The following is a 13,391-nucleotide window of genomic DNA, read 5'->3' as shown; positions in this document are numbered from 1 at the left end:
CGGCTCACCCCTTCCTCGCGGCACCGGCCGGCACCGCGCTGCGTACTCGGTAGGCAGAGGTCCGGCCGGCCGCCACCCGTTCGTAGTTGTCGTCGATCCCGATCGTCGTCTCGGCCGCGCCGAGGAACAGCCAGCCGTCCGGGCGCAGCAGGCGTGCGACGTTGCGCAGCACCGACTTCTTCGTCGCGACGTCGAAGTAGATGAGCACGTTGCGCAGGAAGATCACGTCGAACTGCGGGATGGACGGCAGCGGCGCGGTCAGGTTCATGTGCTTGAACGAGACGTTCCGCCGCAGGTGCGGTGCCACCCGCCAGTGCGCGCCCACCCGCTCGAAGTACTGCACCAGCTGGGTGGCCGGGAGCCCCCGGTTCACCTCGACCTGGCTGTACTCGGCCTGCTCGGCCCGCTTGATCATCTCGGTGGAGATGTCACTGCCCATGATCTCGTACGACCAGCCGGCGGGCAGCGCCTCCTGCAGCGTGATCGCCAGGCTGTACGCCTCCTGCCCGCTCGAGCTGGCGGCGGACCAGAGCCGGAGCTTGCGCGCGGATCCCCGGCTCTTGACCAGCTCCGGGAGCACCACGTCGGTCAGGGCGGTGAAGGGCTCACGGTCCCTGAACCACGACGTCTCGTTGGTCGTCAGCGCGTCGATGATCCGGCGCTGGTCGTCCGGGTTCGGCTTGCGCTGCAGGTTGGCCAGGAACTCGTTGACGCTGGCGGCACCCACCTGCCGGGCCACCGGGATCAGCCGGGCCTCGACCAGGTACTCCTTGCCGGGCGCGAGCACGATCGCGGCCTCCCGCCGGACCAGCGTCGACACGAAGGCGAAGTCCGCCTGGGAAAGCGTCATCGGGTCACCGCCGTCGCCCGCGGAACGCGACCCACCTGTACCCGCTGGACCAGGACGGACGCGATCTTGTCCAGCGGCAGCACCTCGTCGGCCAGGCCCGCGCCGACCACGGCGCCGGGCATCCCCCAGACCACCGAACTAGCCTCGTCCTGCGCCAGCACCTCGGCGCCTGCGTCACGCAGCACCTTCGCACCACCCCGTCCGTCGTATCCCATGCCGGTGAGAACCGCCGCGTAGGCCGCCGCGCCGAAGAGCGAGGCGACCGAACGGAACATCACGTCGACCGCCGGACGGCACGAGTTCTCCGGCGGCGCGCCGCTGAGCTGGGTCAGCGTCGCGGTGTTCCGGCGTTGCAGCACCAGGTGCTTGTCGCCGGGAGCGATGTAGACAGTGCCGGGCGCGAGCTCCATCCCCTCGCCGGCCTCGACCACCCGCAGCGGCGTGCTGCGGTCGAGGCGCTCGGCGAACATCCGGGTGAAGACCGGCGGCATGTGCTGCGTCACCACGATCGGGACCGGCAGGTCCGTCGGCAGCGCCTGCAGCACCTTCGTCAGCGCGTCCGGGCCGCCCGTCGACGAGCCGATCGCGACGATGTCGACCCGGCCGTGCGGGGCGCGCCGGACCGGCCGTGCGGGGGCGGCCGGCGCCTGGGCGGCCCGACCGGCCAGCACGCCGGGCCGTCCGGGCAGCCCCGGGCGGCTGCCCGGGCCCGGTGCCGGTCCCGGCCGTTTCGCCGGGCCCAGCCCGGGCCGCGGCGCTCCGAGCGGCCGGCGTCCGGCCAGCGCGTGGATCTTCGGTACGAGCTGCTCGCGGACGGCCGCGATGGACTCGGCCACGGACCCGACGTTGCTCGGCTTCGTGACGTAGTCCGTGGCCCCGGCGGCGAGCGCCTCCAGCGTGGCCGTCGCGCCGGCCGCGGAGAGCGTGCTGAACATGATGACCGGCACACGCTTGTGCCGCTTGCGCAGCTCGCGGACCGCCGCGATGCCGTCCATCTGCGGCATCTCGATGTCCATCGTGATCGCGTCCGGCTTGAGCTGGTCGATCTTGGCCTGGGCCAGCAGGCCGTTGGCGGCCGTGCCGACCACCTCGATGCCCGGGGCGCCGGTCAGCGAGTCCACGATGAGGCGACGGACGACCACGGAGTCGTCGACGACGAGCACTCTGATCATCGCAGTCCTCCGTCCCTCATCCGAGCCAGGCCGGGCCGAGCGCCGCGACGACCGGCGCCAGGAGCCGGTGCGCCGTGGCGGTGTCCAGCAGGTCCCGGACGACGAGCGCCTGGACCGCGCCGCTGAGCATGTTCCACACCCCGCCGGCCCGTTCCGCGAGCGGAATGGCCGCCGTGTCGATCGCCTGCACGAGCAGCATCTGCGCCGCCGCGGCCGTGCGTACCCGGTCCGACAGGTACGCCGCCCACGAGGCGGAGTGCACCGCCGGGGACCAGCCACCGGCGTTGCGGCGCGCGTCCTCCGCGGACGTTGCCAGCCGCGCCAGGTCCTTCGGCGTGATCGAGCGCAGGCGGTCGAGCAGGGCCGACACCGCGTAGTGGTGCGGCCCCAGGTCGATCGGCTTGCCGGCGGGCAGCTTGCGGACCGCGGCCACCCAGCCCGCACCGAGCATCCGGCGGGTGGTCTCGTCGAGGACCTCCCGCAGATAGCTGGCCACCGCGGCGTCGCAGAGCAGGGCGGTCGCCGCGGCGGCCGTCTCGCTCTGCTTGGCGTCGCGGCCGGCGCCCTGCCACGTCCAGGCCATCACGTCGTAGCGCAGGCAGGTCAGCAGCGCGTCGACCGAGCCGATCGGCGCCCGCTCGACCAGCGCGAGCGAGCTCGCCGGGTCGTCCGCCTTCATCCCCTTGAGCGTGGGCAGCTTGCGCGCCGCGCTCTCCACCTCGACCCACAGCGGGCCGCGCACCCCCTCGTCCGGCAGCCGCTCGGCGAGGATCGGCAGGTCCCCGACGCTGAGGCGCAGGGCGCGCAGCAGCACCTCGGCGGTGGCCGACCCGCCTCCCAGGCGGGTCAGGTCGAAACCGAGGACGGGGGCGCTGACGAGGCTGTACATCAGGTGGTTGCTCGGTACGTGTCGACGGCCTGGTTGACATCGAGGGCCAGCATCAGCCGGCCGTCCAGCTTGAACGTGCCCACCACCAGCTCGCGAGTCGGCCCGCTGAGCGTGTCCGGCGGCGGCTCGAACGCGTCGTCCTCGAGGTCCACGACCTCGCCGATGCGGTCCACGAGGAGGCTGACCGGCTCGCCGTCGCCGCGCAGGATCACGTTCATCACGGGACCCTGCAGCGCCTGCCGGGCCAGCCCGAGCTGCACCCGCAGGTCGACGGCGGCGATCACCTGGCCACGCAGGTTGAACAGCCCGCCCACGGCCGGCGGCGCCAGCGGCACCGGCGTGTACTCGTTGTAGGACAGCACTTCCTGGACCGTGTGGACCTCGACCCCGAAGAGCTGGTCGGCCACCTCGAAGGTGGCGAACTGACGGCTCGCCATGTCAGGCCTCCACCAGCTGGTCGCTGTGCATGTCGGCGTAGAAGTTCGGGTCGGCGGCGAGGATCGCCCGGCGTACGTCCAGCAGCTCGGTCACCCGCTGCTGGATGACCGCGGTGCCGACCAGGCCGTCCTCCTCGGCGTCCCGGCGTGCCGTCGTGGTCTCGTTCTCCGCGATGTCGACGATCCGGTCCACGACCAGCGCCACGCTGCGGCCCCCCTCGCTGTAGACGACCACCGAGACGGTGTCGCTCTCCTCCATCTCGCTGTACGCCCCCAGCAGGTGCGACAGCCGTACCAGCGGAAGAATGTGCCCGCGGTACTGCACGACCTCCCGCGATCCGGCGTGCTCGATGCGGTCCCGCGGGAACTCCTCGAGCCGGGTGACCGTGTCGAGCGGGATCGCCACCCGGCGCTCGCCGACCGCCGTGATGAGCAGCCGCTCCCCGGTGCCCGTGGCGCCGGTGGCACGCGACGTGCCGACCAGGTTCTCGCGGTCCGAGTCGGCCGTCAGGTGGGAACGCCGCGCCAGCGACGAGACGTCGAGGATGAGGCCCACCTTGCCGTCGCCCAGGATGGTGGCGCCGGCGTACAGGCCGATGTCCTTGAACCTGGAGTTCAGCGCCTTGACCACGACCTCTTCGGTGTTCAGGACGCGGTCCACGACCAGGCCGAAACGGCGGCCGTCGGCCTGCAGCACCATGATGTAGACGCCCTGGTCGCCGCCGGGATCGAGGCCGAGCGCGCGGTCCAGGCGGACCAGCGGGAGCAGCTTGCCGCGCAGCCGGTAGACGGGCGCGCCGGAGGCGTACTCGATCTTCGTGGACTGGCCGTCGATGAAGACCAGCTCGAGCACGGCCACCTGGGGCACCACGTAGCGCTGGTCACCGCAGTCGACGGTCAGCGCCTGGATGATCGCCAGGGTCAGCGGGATGGTGAGGCGCCAGACCGTACCCTGGCCCAGCGTCGAGTCGACGCTGACCGCGCCGCCGATCCGCTCGATGTTGGTCTTGACCACGTCCATGCCGACCCCGCGGCCCGACACGTTGGTCACCTTGGCCGCGGTGGAGAAGCCGGGCTGGAAGACCATCGCCATGATCTCGCGCTTGTCCATGTTGGGGATCTGCTCGGCCCGCAGCAGCCCCTTCTCCACGGCCTTGGCGGCGATCCGGTCGACGTCCATGCCCGCGCCGTCGTCGGCCACGTCGACGGCGACGTGCCCACCCTCGTGGTACGCGCGCAGCGTCAGCGTCCCCTCGGGGTTCTTGCCCGCGGCGATGCGCCGGTCCGGGTCCTCGATGCCGTGGTCGACCGCGTTGCGGACCAGGTGGGTCAGCGGGTCCTTGACCGCCTCGAGCAGGCTGCGGTCCAGCTCGGTCTCCTTGCCCTCCATGACCAGCTCGACCTTCTTGCCGAGCGAGTTGGAGAGGTCCCGGATGACCCGGGGCAGCTTGGACCAGATGTGCTCGATCGGCTGCATGCGGGTCTTCATGATGCCCTCTTGGAGCTCCGAGGTGATCATGCCGAGCCGCTGGGCGCTGCGGACCAGACCGGAGTCGCCGGTCTCCATCACGCCGCGGACGAGCTGGTTACGGGCGAGGACCAGCTCGCCGACCATGTTCATCAGGCTGTCGAGCAGGTCGACGTCCACCCGGATCGCGCTGTCGGCGACGCTGCGCTTGGGCGTCTGCGCCTGCAGCGCCTCGCTGACGGCGGCCGGCTGGGCCTTGCCCTCCTCCAGCAGGATGGTGCCGAGCTTGCGCTCGTCGCCCTCGAGCTGCGACTGCAGGGCGGAGCCGACGTCCGCGGCGTGCGCCGCGCCGGTCTCCACGAGGATCTCGCCGATCGGGCGGCGCTGCTCCTCGACCGGCTCGGGGGCCGGGCGGACCGGCGTCTCCACGAGCGGCTCGGGCTTCTCGGCCGGCTCCGCCGCGGCGTGGGCCGGCGTGTGGGTGGGAGCTGCCGGGGCGGCAGGCGCGGCAGGAGCGGCGGGCGCGGCCGCAGGAGCGGCGGGTGCCGCGTCCCCCGGGGCGTTCATCTGCGCGTGGACGGCCGTGATGATGCTGTCGACGTCGACCTCACCCTCATTGCCGTTCTGCTCGATGGCCTCCAGCAGCGACCGGACGCCGTCGATCGTCGCCAGCAGGGTGGTGATCGTGGTCGGCGTGACCGGCTGGACGCCGTCGCGCAGCCGTGACAGCAGCGACTCGCCCGCGTGGGCGAGGGTCTCCAGCCGGGTGAAGGCCAGGAAGCCACTGGTGCCCTTGATCGTGTGGATCGCCCGGAAGATACGGGAGATCAGGTCGCGTGAGGCCGGGTTCTGCTCCAGCGCAACGAGATCCCGGTCGATCTGGTCCAGGTTCTCGTGGCTCTCCATGAGGAATTCGCCGACGATCTCGCCAAGGTCTTCCAACGCCCTACCTCCTGCTCGTTTCCCAAATCCCTCATCGACCCACCGGGTCCTCACCTGAGGACACCCGAAGCGCTACCGGTTGCGGCTCAGTTGTCACCGCCCGGACGCCGGTAGCGGTAGCCGAATCCGCGTACGGACTCGATCGGGGATTCGTCGGGATCCGACCAGCCGAGCTTGCGGCGCAGCCGCAGCACGGCGAACTTGACACGTTCCTGACCGATGCCCGTGGGGTCGTCCCACGCCTGGGTCAGCAGCTGGTTGGGGCTCAGCACCGCGCCGGCGTGCCGGACCAGGGCGTTGAGCAACCGGAACTCGGTCGGGGTGAGACGCTTCTCGTCGCCCTTCACGTAGACCCGGCGTTTGGTGGGGTCGAGGTGCACCAGGCCGTCGTCGTAGATCTGGCTGGCCCAGCTGTTCTGCCCGCCGGACGAGCGGCGCAGCAACGCCTCCACCCGGGCGAGCAGCTCGTTGTTCGCGAACGGCTTGGTCAGGTAGTCGTCCGCCCCGCCGCGCAGCCCCCGGACCTTCTCCGCCTCCTGGCCGTGGGCGGTCAGGACCAGCACGGGTACGTCGGAGACGTCCCGCAGCCGCTCCAGCACCTGCCACCCGTCCATCTCCGGCAGGCCGACGTCGAGCACCACCAGGTCCGGGTGTTCGGCGTACGCCTCCTTGAGGCCGGTACGCCCGTCGCCCGCGTGTGCCACCTCGTACCCGGCCCGGCTGAAGAGCAGCCGCAGAGCCAGCGCGATGTCCGGGTCGTCCTCGACCACGAGCAGCCTGCTCATGAGCTCGTCACCATGCCCTCCGCCTCCGCCCCCGCGCGTCGCCAGACGCGGCTGCCCGGCCGGTGCGGCACACACCGGTCCCTGGTCAGCGTCTTGCTCACGCCCCCCGCGACCGCGGACGGCGAAGATGAAATGTCCAAAACCACGATAGCGTGACGTGTCTGTTCATATACGGAAAGTTATAGTTCAGCGTGCGAACCCCCACGAACGTCTTCGCGCTGCAGGCTCGTTTCCTCGCGGTGATCTCCCACGAGCTGCGGACGCCGCTGACCACGATCGCGTCGTTCACCGAGAGCCTGGACACCGACGACCTCGCGCCCGCCGAACGCTCGGTGGCCCTGGCCGCCGTCCGGCGCAACACCGAGCGGATGCTCGCGCTGGTGGAGGACCTGATGGTGGTCAGCCGGCTGCAGACCGGCGATCTGGAGCTGTGGCCGACGGCCGTGGACCCCGCCGAGGTGATCCGGGAGGCCGCCGAGCTGCTGGCCAGCCGGGAGCCGTACACGGCGGCGACCGTCCGGGCCGAGCCGGGGCCGCCGGTGTCCGCCGACGCACCGCTGCTGCGCGACCTCTTCTATGCCGTGGTCGGGACGGTCGCCAGCGGTGCCGCGGACCGGTCCGCCGTCGTCGACGCCGAGGGCGGCGCCACCGGGTGGCGGATCACGGTGACCGCGCGGCAGGCCGAACGCCTCACCGACGAGCACCTGATGGCCGGCATGCTCGCCGACCCGGACCCACCGCACCGGCGGCGCAGCACGGCCCTGTGGATGCTGCTCGCCGAGGCGATCGCGACCCGGCACGGCGGCTCGGTGGAGCTGACGTACGACCCCGGCACGGGCGCGGGGGCGCAGATCCGGCTCCCCCTGTCCATCCCCCCAGACTGACAGGAACCGCCCGGCCGAACGTCGTGTTTCGCCGAAGGTGGGACGTAACGGCAGAAAAAAGGTCCGATGAAAGTCGCCGGGCGCACAGGGGCCCGGCCGTGGACCGAGAGGCAAGCACCGTGTTCGATTCCGCACGCCGTATCGCCCTCGCGGCGGCCGTACCCGCGGCCCTGCTGGCACTGACCGCGGCACCGGCGCAGGCCGGCACCGCAGTCCCGGGTCCGTCCCGGCTGGGCCCGACCACCATCGGTGTCCTCATGGACGAGGTCATCGTGCGCACCAACGAGGTGCGGGCCGACGCCGGATGCGCCCCGCTCGCCGTGGAGGAGGAGCTCGTCGTGGCCTCCGTACGGCAGAGCCACTACATGGCGGCGACCGGCGACTTCGGGCACATCGGCTGGCGCGGCTCGACCTTCGAGACCCGGTCCCGGGCGGCCGGCTACGACGCGGTCGCGGCCGAGAACATCGCGTGGGGCTTCGCCGGCGCCGACGAGGTGATGGACGCGTGGATGGCCAGCCCGTCCCACCGCGAGAACATCCTCAACTGCGACGCGCGGTCCTTCGGCGCCGGCGTGCAGCGGGCGGCCAACGGCACCCTCTACTGGACGCAGGTCTTCGGCTGGCGCTGAGCTAGATCGAGCAGTTCACCAGAACCGGTTCGGGGTGCAGGACGACTCCGAACCGGTCGCGTACCCCGTCGCGGATCTCGCGGGCCAGCTCCAGCAGCGCCGCCGTGCTGCCACCGCCGCGGTGGGTCAGCGCGAGCGTGTGCTTGGACGAGATCGCGACGCCGTCGCGGCCGGCGTACCCCTTGCCGAAGCCGGCCTTCTCGATGAGCCAGGCGGCCGGCACCTTGACCGTGCCGTTCGGCGCCGGCCAGCTCGGGGGCTCGCCCGCGTCGGCCAGCCGGTCCTGCACCGCGGCCCACTCCTGTGCGGAGAGCACCGGGTTGGTGAAGAACGAACCGACCGAGCGGGTGTCGGGATCCTCCGGGTCGAGCACCATGCCCTTGCTCGCGCGCAGCTTCAGCACGGTCTCGCGGACCCGCTCGGCGGCCACCCGGTCGCCCGCCTCCACGCCGAGGTGGCGGGCCAGTTCCGCGTACCGTACCGGGGCCGACTCGGCGGACTCGGCGAGCCGGAAGTCGACCTCCAGGACCAGCCACCGGTCGTTGTGCTTGAACACGCTGGACCTGTACGCGAACCGGCACTCCGGCAGCGACAGGACCTTCACCTCGTCGTCGGCACGGTCGTAGACGTGCACGGCCTCGATGGTCTGCGCGACCTCCTGGCCGTAGGCGCCGACGTTCTGGATCGGCGTCGCGCCGGCCGAGCCCGGGATGCCGGACAGCGCCTCCAGCCCGGAGAGACCGTCGGCCAGCGTCCGGGCGACGAAGTCGTCCCAGGGCTCCCCCGCCGCGACCCGCACCAGCACGCCCCGCGAGTCCCGCTCGACGACCCGGACCCCACGGGTGCGCAGCAGCAGCACCTGCCCCGGGAACCCCTCGTCACCGATGACGACGTTGCTGCCTCCCGCGAGGACCAGCACGCGATCCCCCTTGCGGGCGGCGGCCCGCATCATTGCTACCCCTTCGTCCGTTTCGGACACCGGGGTCAGCGTGCCGGCCGGGCCGCCGAGGCGTAGCGTCGTGTACGCCCCCAGCGAACTGGCATGCGCAGCGGATGCGGTCACGGGGGGATGAGCACTAACGTCAGGCACGACGTTCACCCTAGGCCGACGGGCCCAGGGGGACGCACAGGTGGTCCTCCTCGAGCGGGAGAAGCTGATGAACAGGCTCAACGCGACGAAGGACTTCTGGCTGGCGGCGCTGCGCGCCGACGGCCCCGCGCTGCAGGACGCGGTGGCCGAGACCGGCCCCGATGCCGTCGTGCCCGGATGCCCCGGCTGGACCGTCGCCGACCTCACCGAACACCTGACCTCCGTGCTGCGGTGGGTGCGCGAGCTGGCGCCCCGCGGCGTGGTCGACAAACCCGCCGCCCGGGTGGTGCCGGATCCGCGGCCCGCCTGGCCGGAGGCGCTGGACAACCTGCGCCGCGAGACGACCGGGACGATCGAGACGCTCGACGCGCTCGACCCCGACCTGCCCTCCTGGACCTGGCCGGCGCAGGCCAAGAAGGCAGGATTCTGGCAGCGCCGCCTGGCCCACGAGATCTCGGTGCACCGGTGGGACGCCGAGGCCGCCGCCGGCCGCGCGACCCCGATCGAGACCAAGCTCGCCGCCGACGGCGTCAGCGAGGTGCTCGACACGTGGCTGCCCGCCGGCTACCGCAAGGGCCCCACCGACCTGTACGGCGTCGTGCACCTCGTCGCCACGGACGCGAGCTACGAGTGGTTCGTCCGGTTGCGCGGTGCCGGCCTGGCGCTGCTGGACACCGGGACGATCCTCGACACCCACGACCACCACACCCGCGCCGAGGCGCGGGGCACGGCGAGCGACCTGCTGCTGGCGTTGATGGGACGGATAGAACCGGGCAAATTGACCACCGCCGGCGACCCGCGCCTGATCAGCGCGTTGCGCGCCGGCTGAGCGTCCCACGATCCGAGCGTGGTTCCGCAACTTCCGGGTGGCTGCCGAAACAGTGAATGGCTTTACGCTGTACCGGTTAAGTACGGGCGGCTCCGGTCGTCCGCCACGGCATTCACGCAGGGAGCGGTGACGGCATGACGGCAACCGTCGAGGTGGACTCGAGCGGCGAACCACGGGCATCGGGGCTCCACTTCCCGGACGGCTTCATCTGGGGCGCGGCGACGGCGTCGTACCAGATCGAGGGCGCGGTGCACGAGGACGGCCGGGGCCCGTCCATCTGGGACACCTTCAGCCGCACCCCGGGCCGGGTGTACGCCGGGCACACCGGCGACGTGGCCTGCGACCACTACCACCGCTACGTCGAGGACGTGGCGATCATGGCGGACCTGGGCCTGGGTTCGTACCGCTACTCGATCGCCTGGCCCCGCATCCAGCCCGACGGCACCGGCCCGGTCAACACCCGCGGCCTCGACTTCTACGACCGGCTCACCGACGAGCTCATCGGCAAGGGCATCGACCCGGTGGTCACGCTCTACCACTGGGACCTGCCGCAGACGCTGGAGGACCGCGGCGGCTGGACCGTCCGGGAGACCGCCGAGGCCTTCGCCGAGTACGCCGCCATCGTGCACGCCCGCCTCGGCGACCGGGTCCGCACCTGGACCACCCTCAACGAGCCGTGGTGCTCGGCGTACCTGGGCTACGGCAGCGGCCGGCACGCCCCGGGCGTGCAGGACCCGGCAGCGGCCTTCCGGGCCGTCCACCATCTGCTCCTCGGGCACGGCCTCGCCGCGCGGGCATTGCGCGCGGCCGGCGCGCAGGGCGTCAGCATCACGCTGAACCCGGCCGCCGTCTTCCCTCTCGACCCGCAGAACGCGGCCGACGTCGCCGCCGCCCGCATCGTCGACGGGCTGCACAACCGGATCTTCCTCGACCCGCTGCTGCGCGGCGCCTATCCGGACGACATGCGCGAGCACATGGCCCGCTTCACCGACCTGAGCCACATCCGCGAGGGCGACGAGGCGATCATCAACGCGCCGATCGACGTGCTGGGGGTCAACTTCTACACCCCCGCGTACGTGTCCGCTAAGCCCGGGCAGCCCGCGTCGCCGGAGAACCCGGGGACCGAGGGCATCGCCTTCCGGCCGCCGGTCGGGCCGATCACCGACATCGGATGGCAGATCGAGCCCGCCGCGCTCACCAAGCTGCTGGACCGCATCCACACCGACTACGGCGTGCCGATGATGATCACCGAGAACGGCGCGGCGTACCCGGACGGCCCGTCGGGCGAGACCGGCGAGGTCCACGACACCGACCGCATCGAGTATCTGGACACGCATCTGCGCGCGTGCCTGGAGGCCATTTCCCACGGCGTTGACCTTCGGGGATACTTCGCGTGGTCGTTGATGGACAATTTCGAATGGGCCGAGGGCTACAAGATGCGCTTCGGGATCGTGCACGTGGACTACACCACGCAGCAGCGGGTCCCGAAGGACAGTGCCAAGTGGTACCGCGAGGTGATCCGGCGCAACGGTCTGACGGATCGGGGCCGGATCGGGGAGTGAGCTGATGGTGACGCGGGAGCGGCCGACATTGGAGGCGGTGGCCAGACGAGCCGGCGTCTCACGAGCGACCGTCTCCCGCGTCGTGAACGGCTCGACCACGGTCGCGGTGGCCATTCGCGACGCGGTCAACCAGGCCGTCGAGGAGCTCGGGTACGTCCCCAACCAGGCGGCGCGCAGCCTGGTGACCCAGCGCACCGAGTCGATCGCGCTGATCCTGCCCGAGACGGCCAGCCGGGTGTTCTCCGACGACATGTTCTTCCCGGCCATCATCCGCGGCGTCAGCATGGAGCTGGAGGCCGCCGACAAGCAGCTCGTCCTCATGATGGCGGGCTCGTCGGCCAGCCACGACCGGGTCGAGCGGTACGCGATGGCCGGGCACGTCGACGGCGTCATGTTCGCCTCCATGCACGGCGCCGACCCCCTGCCGGGCGCGCTGGCCCGGCTCGGCATCCCGGTGGTGTGCAGCGGCCGCCCGATGACGCCGGCCGAGTTCCCGGTGCCGTACGTCGACGTCGACCACATCGGCGGCGTCGCGTCGGCCGTGCGGCACCTGCTCGCCGCCGGGCGCCGCCGGGTCGCTACGATCGCCGGCCCGCAGGACATGGTGGCCGGCATAGACCGGCTGACCGGCTACCGCACCGCGCTGGACGAGGCCGGGCTGGCGGAGCACGTGGCGGTGGGTGACTTCACCCGCGAGTCCGGCCTGCAGGCGATGCGCCGGCTGCTCGCCGACGATCCCGAGCTGGACGCGGTCTTCGTGGCCTCGGACATGATGGCCCACGGCGCACTGCAGGCGCTCAAGGACGCGGGCCGGCGCGTGCCCGAGGACGTGTCCGTGATCGGCTTCGACGACTTCGAGATCAGCCGGCTCAGCGACCCGCCGCTGACCACCGTCCGCCAGCCGATAGTCGACATGGGCCGGACCATGGCCCGGCAGATGCTGGGCCTGGTCGACGAGCGCACCGACGTCCCCCCGGCGGTGGTCCTGCCGACGGAGCTGGTGGTCCGCGCCTCCGCCTGACCGGCCGTGTCAGAGCGACCTGGTCGTCACGACATCGGTCGGCAGGCCGAGCACCTTGCGGGACAGCAGTGCCCCGCCCGCCACTGCCGCCGGCATGAGCAGCACCGCGCCCAGCGGGATGAGAAAGCACGCGAACACCGCCACCCCGAAACCCAGGGCGAGCGGGCGCCGCGTACGCAGTGCCGCCCGGCGCTCCCGCAGCCGCTTGTCACGCCGCTGGAACGGCACCCCGGTCAGCTCCACGGCGAGCAGCCACCCGGCCACCGCCCCGCCGACCACGGGCACCACCGTCTGGCCCACGACGGGGATGAAGCCGGCCACGAAGAGCGGGATGCCGACCAGGATCGACAGCCCGATCAGCCGCAGCGAGTCGCGCAGGCTGCGCCCGAGAGAGGCGAGCAGCGGCACCTCGACCTCGTCAGGAACGCCGCCGTAGCGCTGCTCGACCAGGCCGGAGATCTTCTCGTAGAAGGGGTCGCCGATCAGCAGCGTCACCGCGGTGAAGGTCAGCACCAACAGGAGCCCGCCGAGCCCCAGCAGGGCGGCGCCGGCCAGCACCCGGACCAGGTCGCGCCAGAACGTCGCCCAGTCGTCGGCGAACCAGGTGACCGCCGACGCGAGGTCGCCGACGAAGGCGATGAGGGTGATCACCGCGGCGGTGTAGAGCAGGCCCGCGATGACCGCCGGCACCAGGCCGAGGCCGAGCAGCCGGGGGCTGCGCAGCACCAGACCGAGCCCGCGGCCGAGCAGGCCCGCCCCGGCGAGGAATTCGCGCAGGGCCCCACCGGTCGCCGTGGCGGCGGTGCGCAGCTGAGAGTCGCTCACGCTGCCGA

Annotated in this window: 13 protein-coding genes; 5 read left to right on the top strand and 8 right to left on the bottom strand. The window is 71.9% G+C overall.

Going from position 1 to position 13,391, the window contains the following annotated elements; translation table 11 throughout:
- Positions 1-4 precede the first annotated feature (4 nt).
- From AB0J80_RS01535 to AB0J80_RS01510, 6 genes are all read right to left on the bottom strand, one after another.
- Positions 5-850: a protein-glutamate O-methyltransferase CheR gene (locus AB0J80_RS01535; protein ID WP_364699110.1), complete on the bottom strand. Its 846-nt coding sequence runs from the start codon at positions 848-850 to the stop codon at positions 5-7.
- Positions 847-2,022, bottom strand: coding sequence for a chemotaxis-specific protein-glutamate methyltransferase CheB (gene cheB, locus AB0J80_RS01530; RefSeq protein ID WP_364699108.1), 1,176 nt, complete (start codon positions 2,020-2,022; stop codon positions 847-849). The genes AB0J80_RS01535 and cheB overlap by 4 nt, the downstream gene beginning before the upstream one ends.
- A gap of 16 nt (positions 2,023-2,038) precedes the next feature.
- Positions 2,039-2,911 (bottom strand): hypothetical protein, encoded by an 873-nt coding sequence (locus tag AB0J80_RS01525; RefSeq protein ID WP_364699106.1) that lies wholly within the window; start codon positions 2,909-2,911, stop codon positions 2,039-2,041.
- Entirely contained in the window at positions 2,911-3,348 is a 438-nt protein-coding gene (locus tag AB0J80_RS01520) for a chemotaxis protein CheW (protein ID WP_364699104.1), read from the bottom strand. Before AB0J80_RS01520 ends, AB0J80_RS01525 begins: the two co-directional genes overlap by 1 nt.
- Position 3,349: 1 nt before the next feature.
- Positions 3,350-5,758, bottom strand: a complete 2,409-nt coding sequence (locus AB0J80_RS01515; RefSeq protein WP_364699102.1) for a chemotaxis protein CheA — start codon at positions 5,756-5,758, stop codon at positions 3,350-3,352.
- Positions 5,759-5,844: 86 nt separating this feature from the next.
- On the bottom strand, positions 5,845-6,543 hold the full coding sequence (locus AB0J80_RS01510) for a response regulator transcription factor (protein WP_364699100.1): 699 nt from the start codon (positions 6,541-6,543) through the stop codon (positions 5,845-5,847).
- 191 nt (positions 6,544-6,734) lie between these two features.
- Here AB0J80_RS01510 and AB0J80_RS01505 point away from each other — a divergent pair, with 191 nt between their 5' ends.
- Together AB0J80_RS01505 and AB0J80_RS01500 are read left to right on the top strand one after the other, a co-directional pair.
- The gene (locus tag AB0J80_RS01505) at positions 6,735-7,427 is read left to right on the top strand and encodes a HAMP domain-containing sensor histidine kinase (RefSeq protein ID WP_364699098.1); all 693 of its coding nucleotides are present in this window, start codon (positions 6,735-6,737) and stop codon (positions 7,425-7,427) included.
- A 119-nt stretch (positions 7,428-7,546) separates the two neighbouring features.
- A complete protein-coding gene (locus AB0J80_RS01500) occupies positions 7,547-8,056 on the top strand; it encodes a CAP domain-containing protein (protein ID WP_364699096.1) in 510 nt (169 codons plus the stop codon).
- Between the two features lies 1 nt (position 8,057).
- Here the strand turns inward: AB0J80_RS01500 and AB0J80_RS01495 are convergent, their stop codons facing one another.
- On the bottom strand, positions 8,058-9,119 hold the full coding sequence (locus tag AB0J80_RS01495; RefSeq protein WP_364699094.1) for a UDP-N-acetylmuramate dehydrogenase: 1,062 nt from the start codon (positions 9,117-9,119) through the stop codon (positions 8,058-8,060).
- A 94-nt stretch (positions 9,120-9,213) separates the two neighbouring features.
- On the opposite strand from AB0J80_RS01495, the gene AB0J80_RS01490 reads away from it, so the two are divergent.
- The 3 genes from AB0J80_RS01490 to AB0J80_RS01480 all read left to right on the top strand — a co-directional run bounded on the left by AB0J80_RS01490 (position 9,214) and on the right by AB0J80_RS01480 (position 12,558).
- A complete protein-coding gene (locus AB0J80_RS01490) occupies positions 9,214-9,975 on the top strand; it encodes a maleylpyruvate isomerase family mycothiol-dependent enzyme (protein ID WP_364700141.1) in 762 nt (253 codons plus the stop codon).
- A gap of 134 nt (positions 9,976-10,109) precedes the next feature.
- Positions 10,110-11,537, top strand: coding sequence for a GH1 family beta-glucosidase (locus AB0J80_RS01485; RefSeq protein WP_364699092.1), 1,428 nt, complete (start codon positions 10,110-10,112; stop codon positions 11,535-11,537).
- A 4-nt stretch (positions 11,538-11,541) separates the two neighbouring features.
- Positions 11,542-12,558 carry a LacI family DNA-binding transcriptional regulator gene (locus AB0J80_RS01480; protein ID WP_364699090.1) on the top strand — a complete coding sequence of 339 codons (1,017 nt, stop codon included), beginning with the start codon at positions 11,542-11,544 and terminating at the stop codon, positions 12,556-12,558.
- A gap of 9 nt (positions 12,559-12,567) precedes the next feature.
- On the opposite strand, the gene AB0J80_RS01475 is transcribed toward AB0J80_RS01480, so the two are convergent.
- Complete coding sequence (locus AB0J80_RS01475; protein WP_364699088.1) at positions 12,568-13,383, bottom strand: EI24 domain-containing protein; 816 nt, start codon at positions 13,381-13,383, stop codon at positions 12,568-12,570.
- Positions 13,384-13,391 lie beyond the last annotated feature (8 nt).

Origin of the sequence: Actinoplanes sp. NPDC049548 (assembly GCF_040676695.1) — a bacterium.
GTDB lineage: Bacteria > Actinomycetota > Actinomycetes > Mycobacteriales > Micromonosporaceae > Actinoplanes.
The sequence above is the reverse complement of the archived record's forward strand: the minus strand, read 5'-3'. Positions and strand labels throughout refer to the sequence as shown.

Bases quoted from the DNA above. Each gene is read 5' to 3' on its own strand.
- AB0J80_RS01535 (WP_364699110.1), bottom strand. From the start codon at position 850: ATGACGCTTTCCCAGGCGGACTTCGCCTTCGTGTCGACGCTGGTCCGG.
- cheB (WP_364699108.1), bottom strand. From the start codon at position 2,022: ATGATCAGAGTGCTCGTCGTCGACGACTCCGTGGTCGTCCGTCGCCTC.
- AB0J80_RS01525 (WP_364699106.1), bottom strand. From the start codon at position 2,911: ATGTACAGCCTCGTCAGCGCCCCCGTCCTCGGTTTCGACCTGACCCGC.
- AB0J80_RS01520 (WP_364699104.1), bottom strand. From the start codon at position 3,348: ATGGCGAGCCGTCAGTTCGCCACCTTCGAGGTGGCCGACCAGCTCTTC.
- AB0J80_RS01510 (WP_364699100.1), bottom strand. From the start codon at position 6,543: ATGAGCAGGCTGCTCGTGGTCGAGGACGACCCGGACATCGCGCTGGCT.
- AB0J80_RS01490 (WP_364700141.1), top strand. From the start codon at position 9,214: ATGAACAGGCTCAACGCGACGAAGGACTTCTGGCTGGCGGCGCTGCGC.
- AB0J80_RS01485 (WP_364699092.1), top strand. From the start codon at position 10,110: ATGACGGCAACCGTCGAGGTGGACTCGAGCGGCGAACCACGGGCATCG.
- AB0J80_RS01480 (WP_364699090.1), top strand. From the start codon at position 11,542: ATGGTGACGCGGGAGCGGCCGACATTGGAGGCGGTGGCCAGACGAGCC.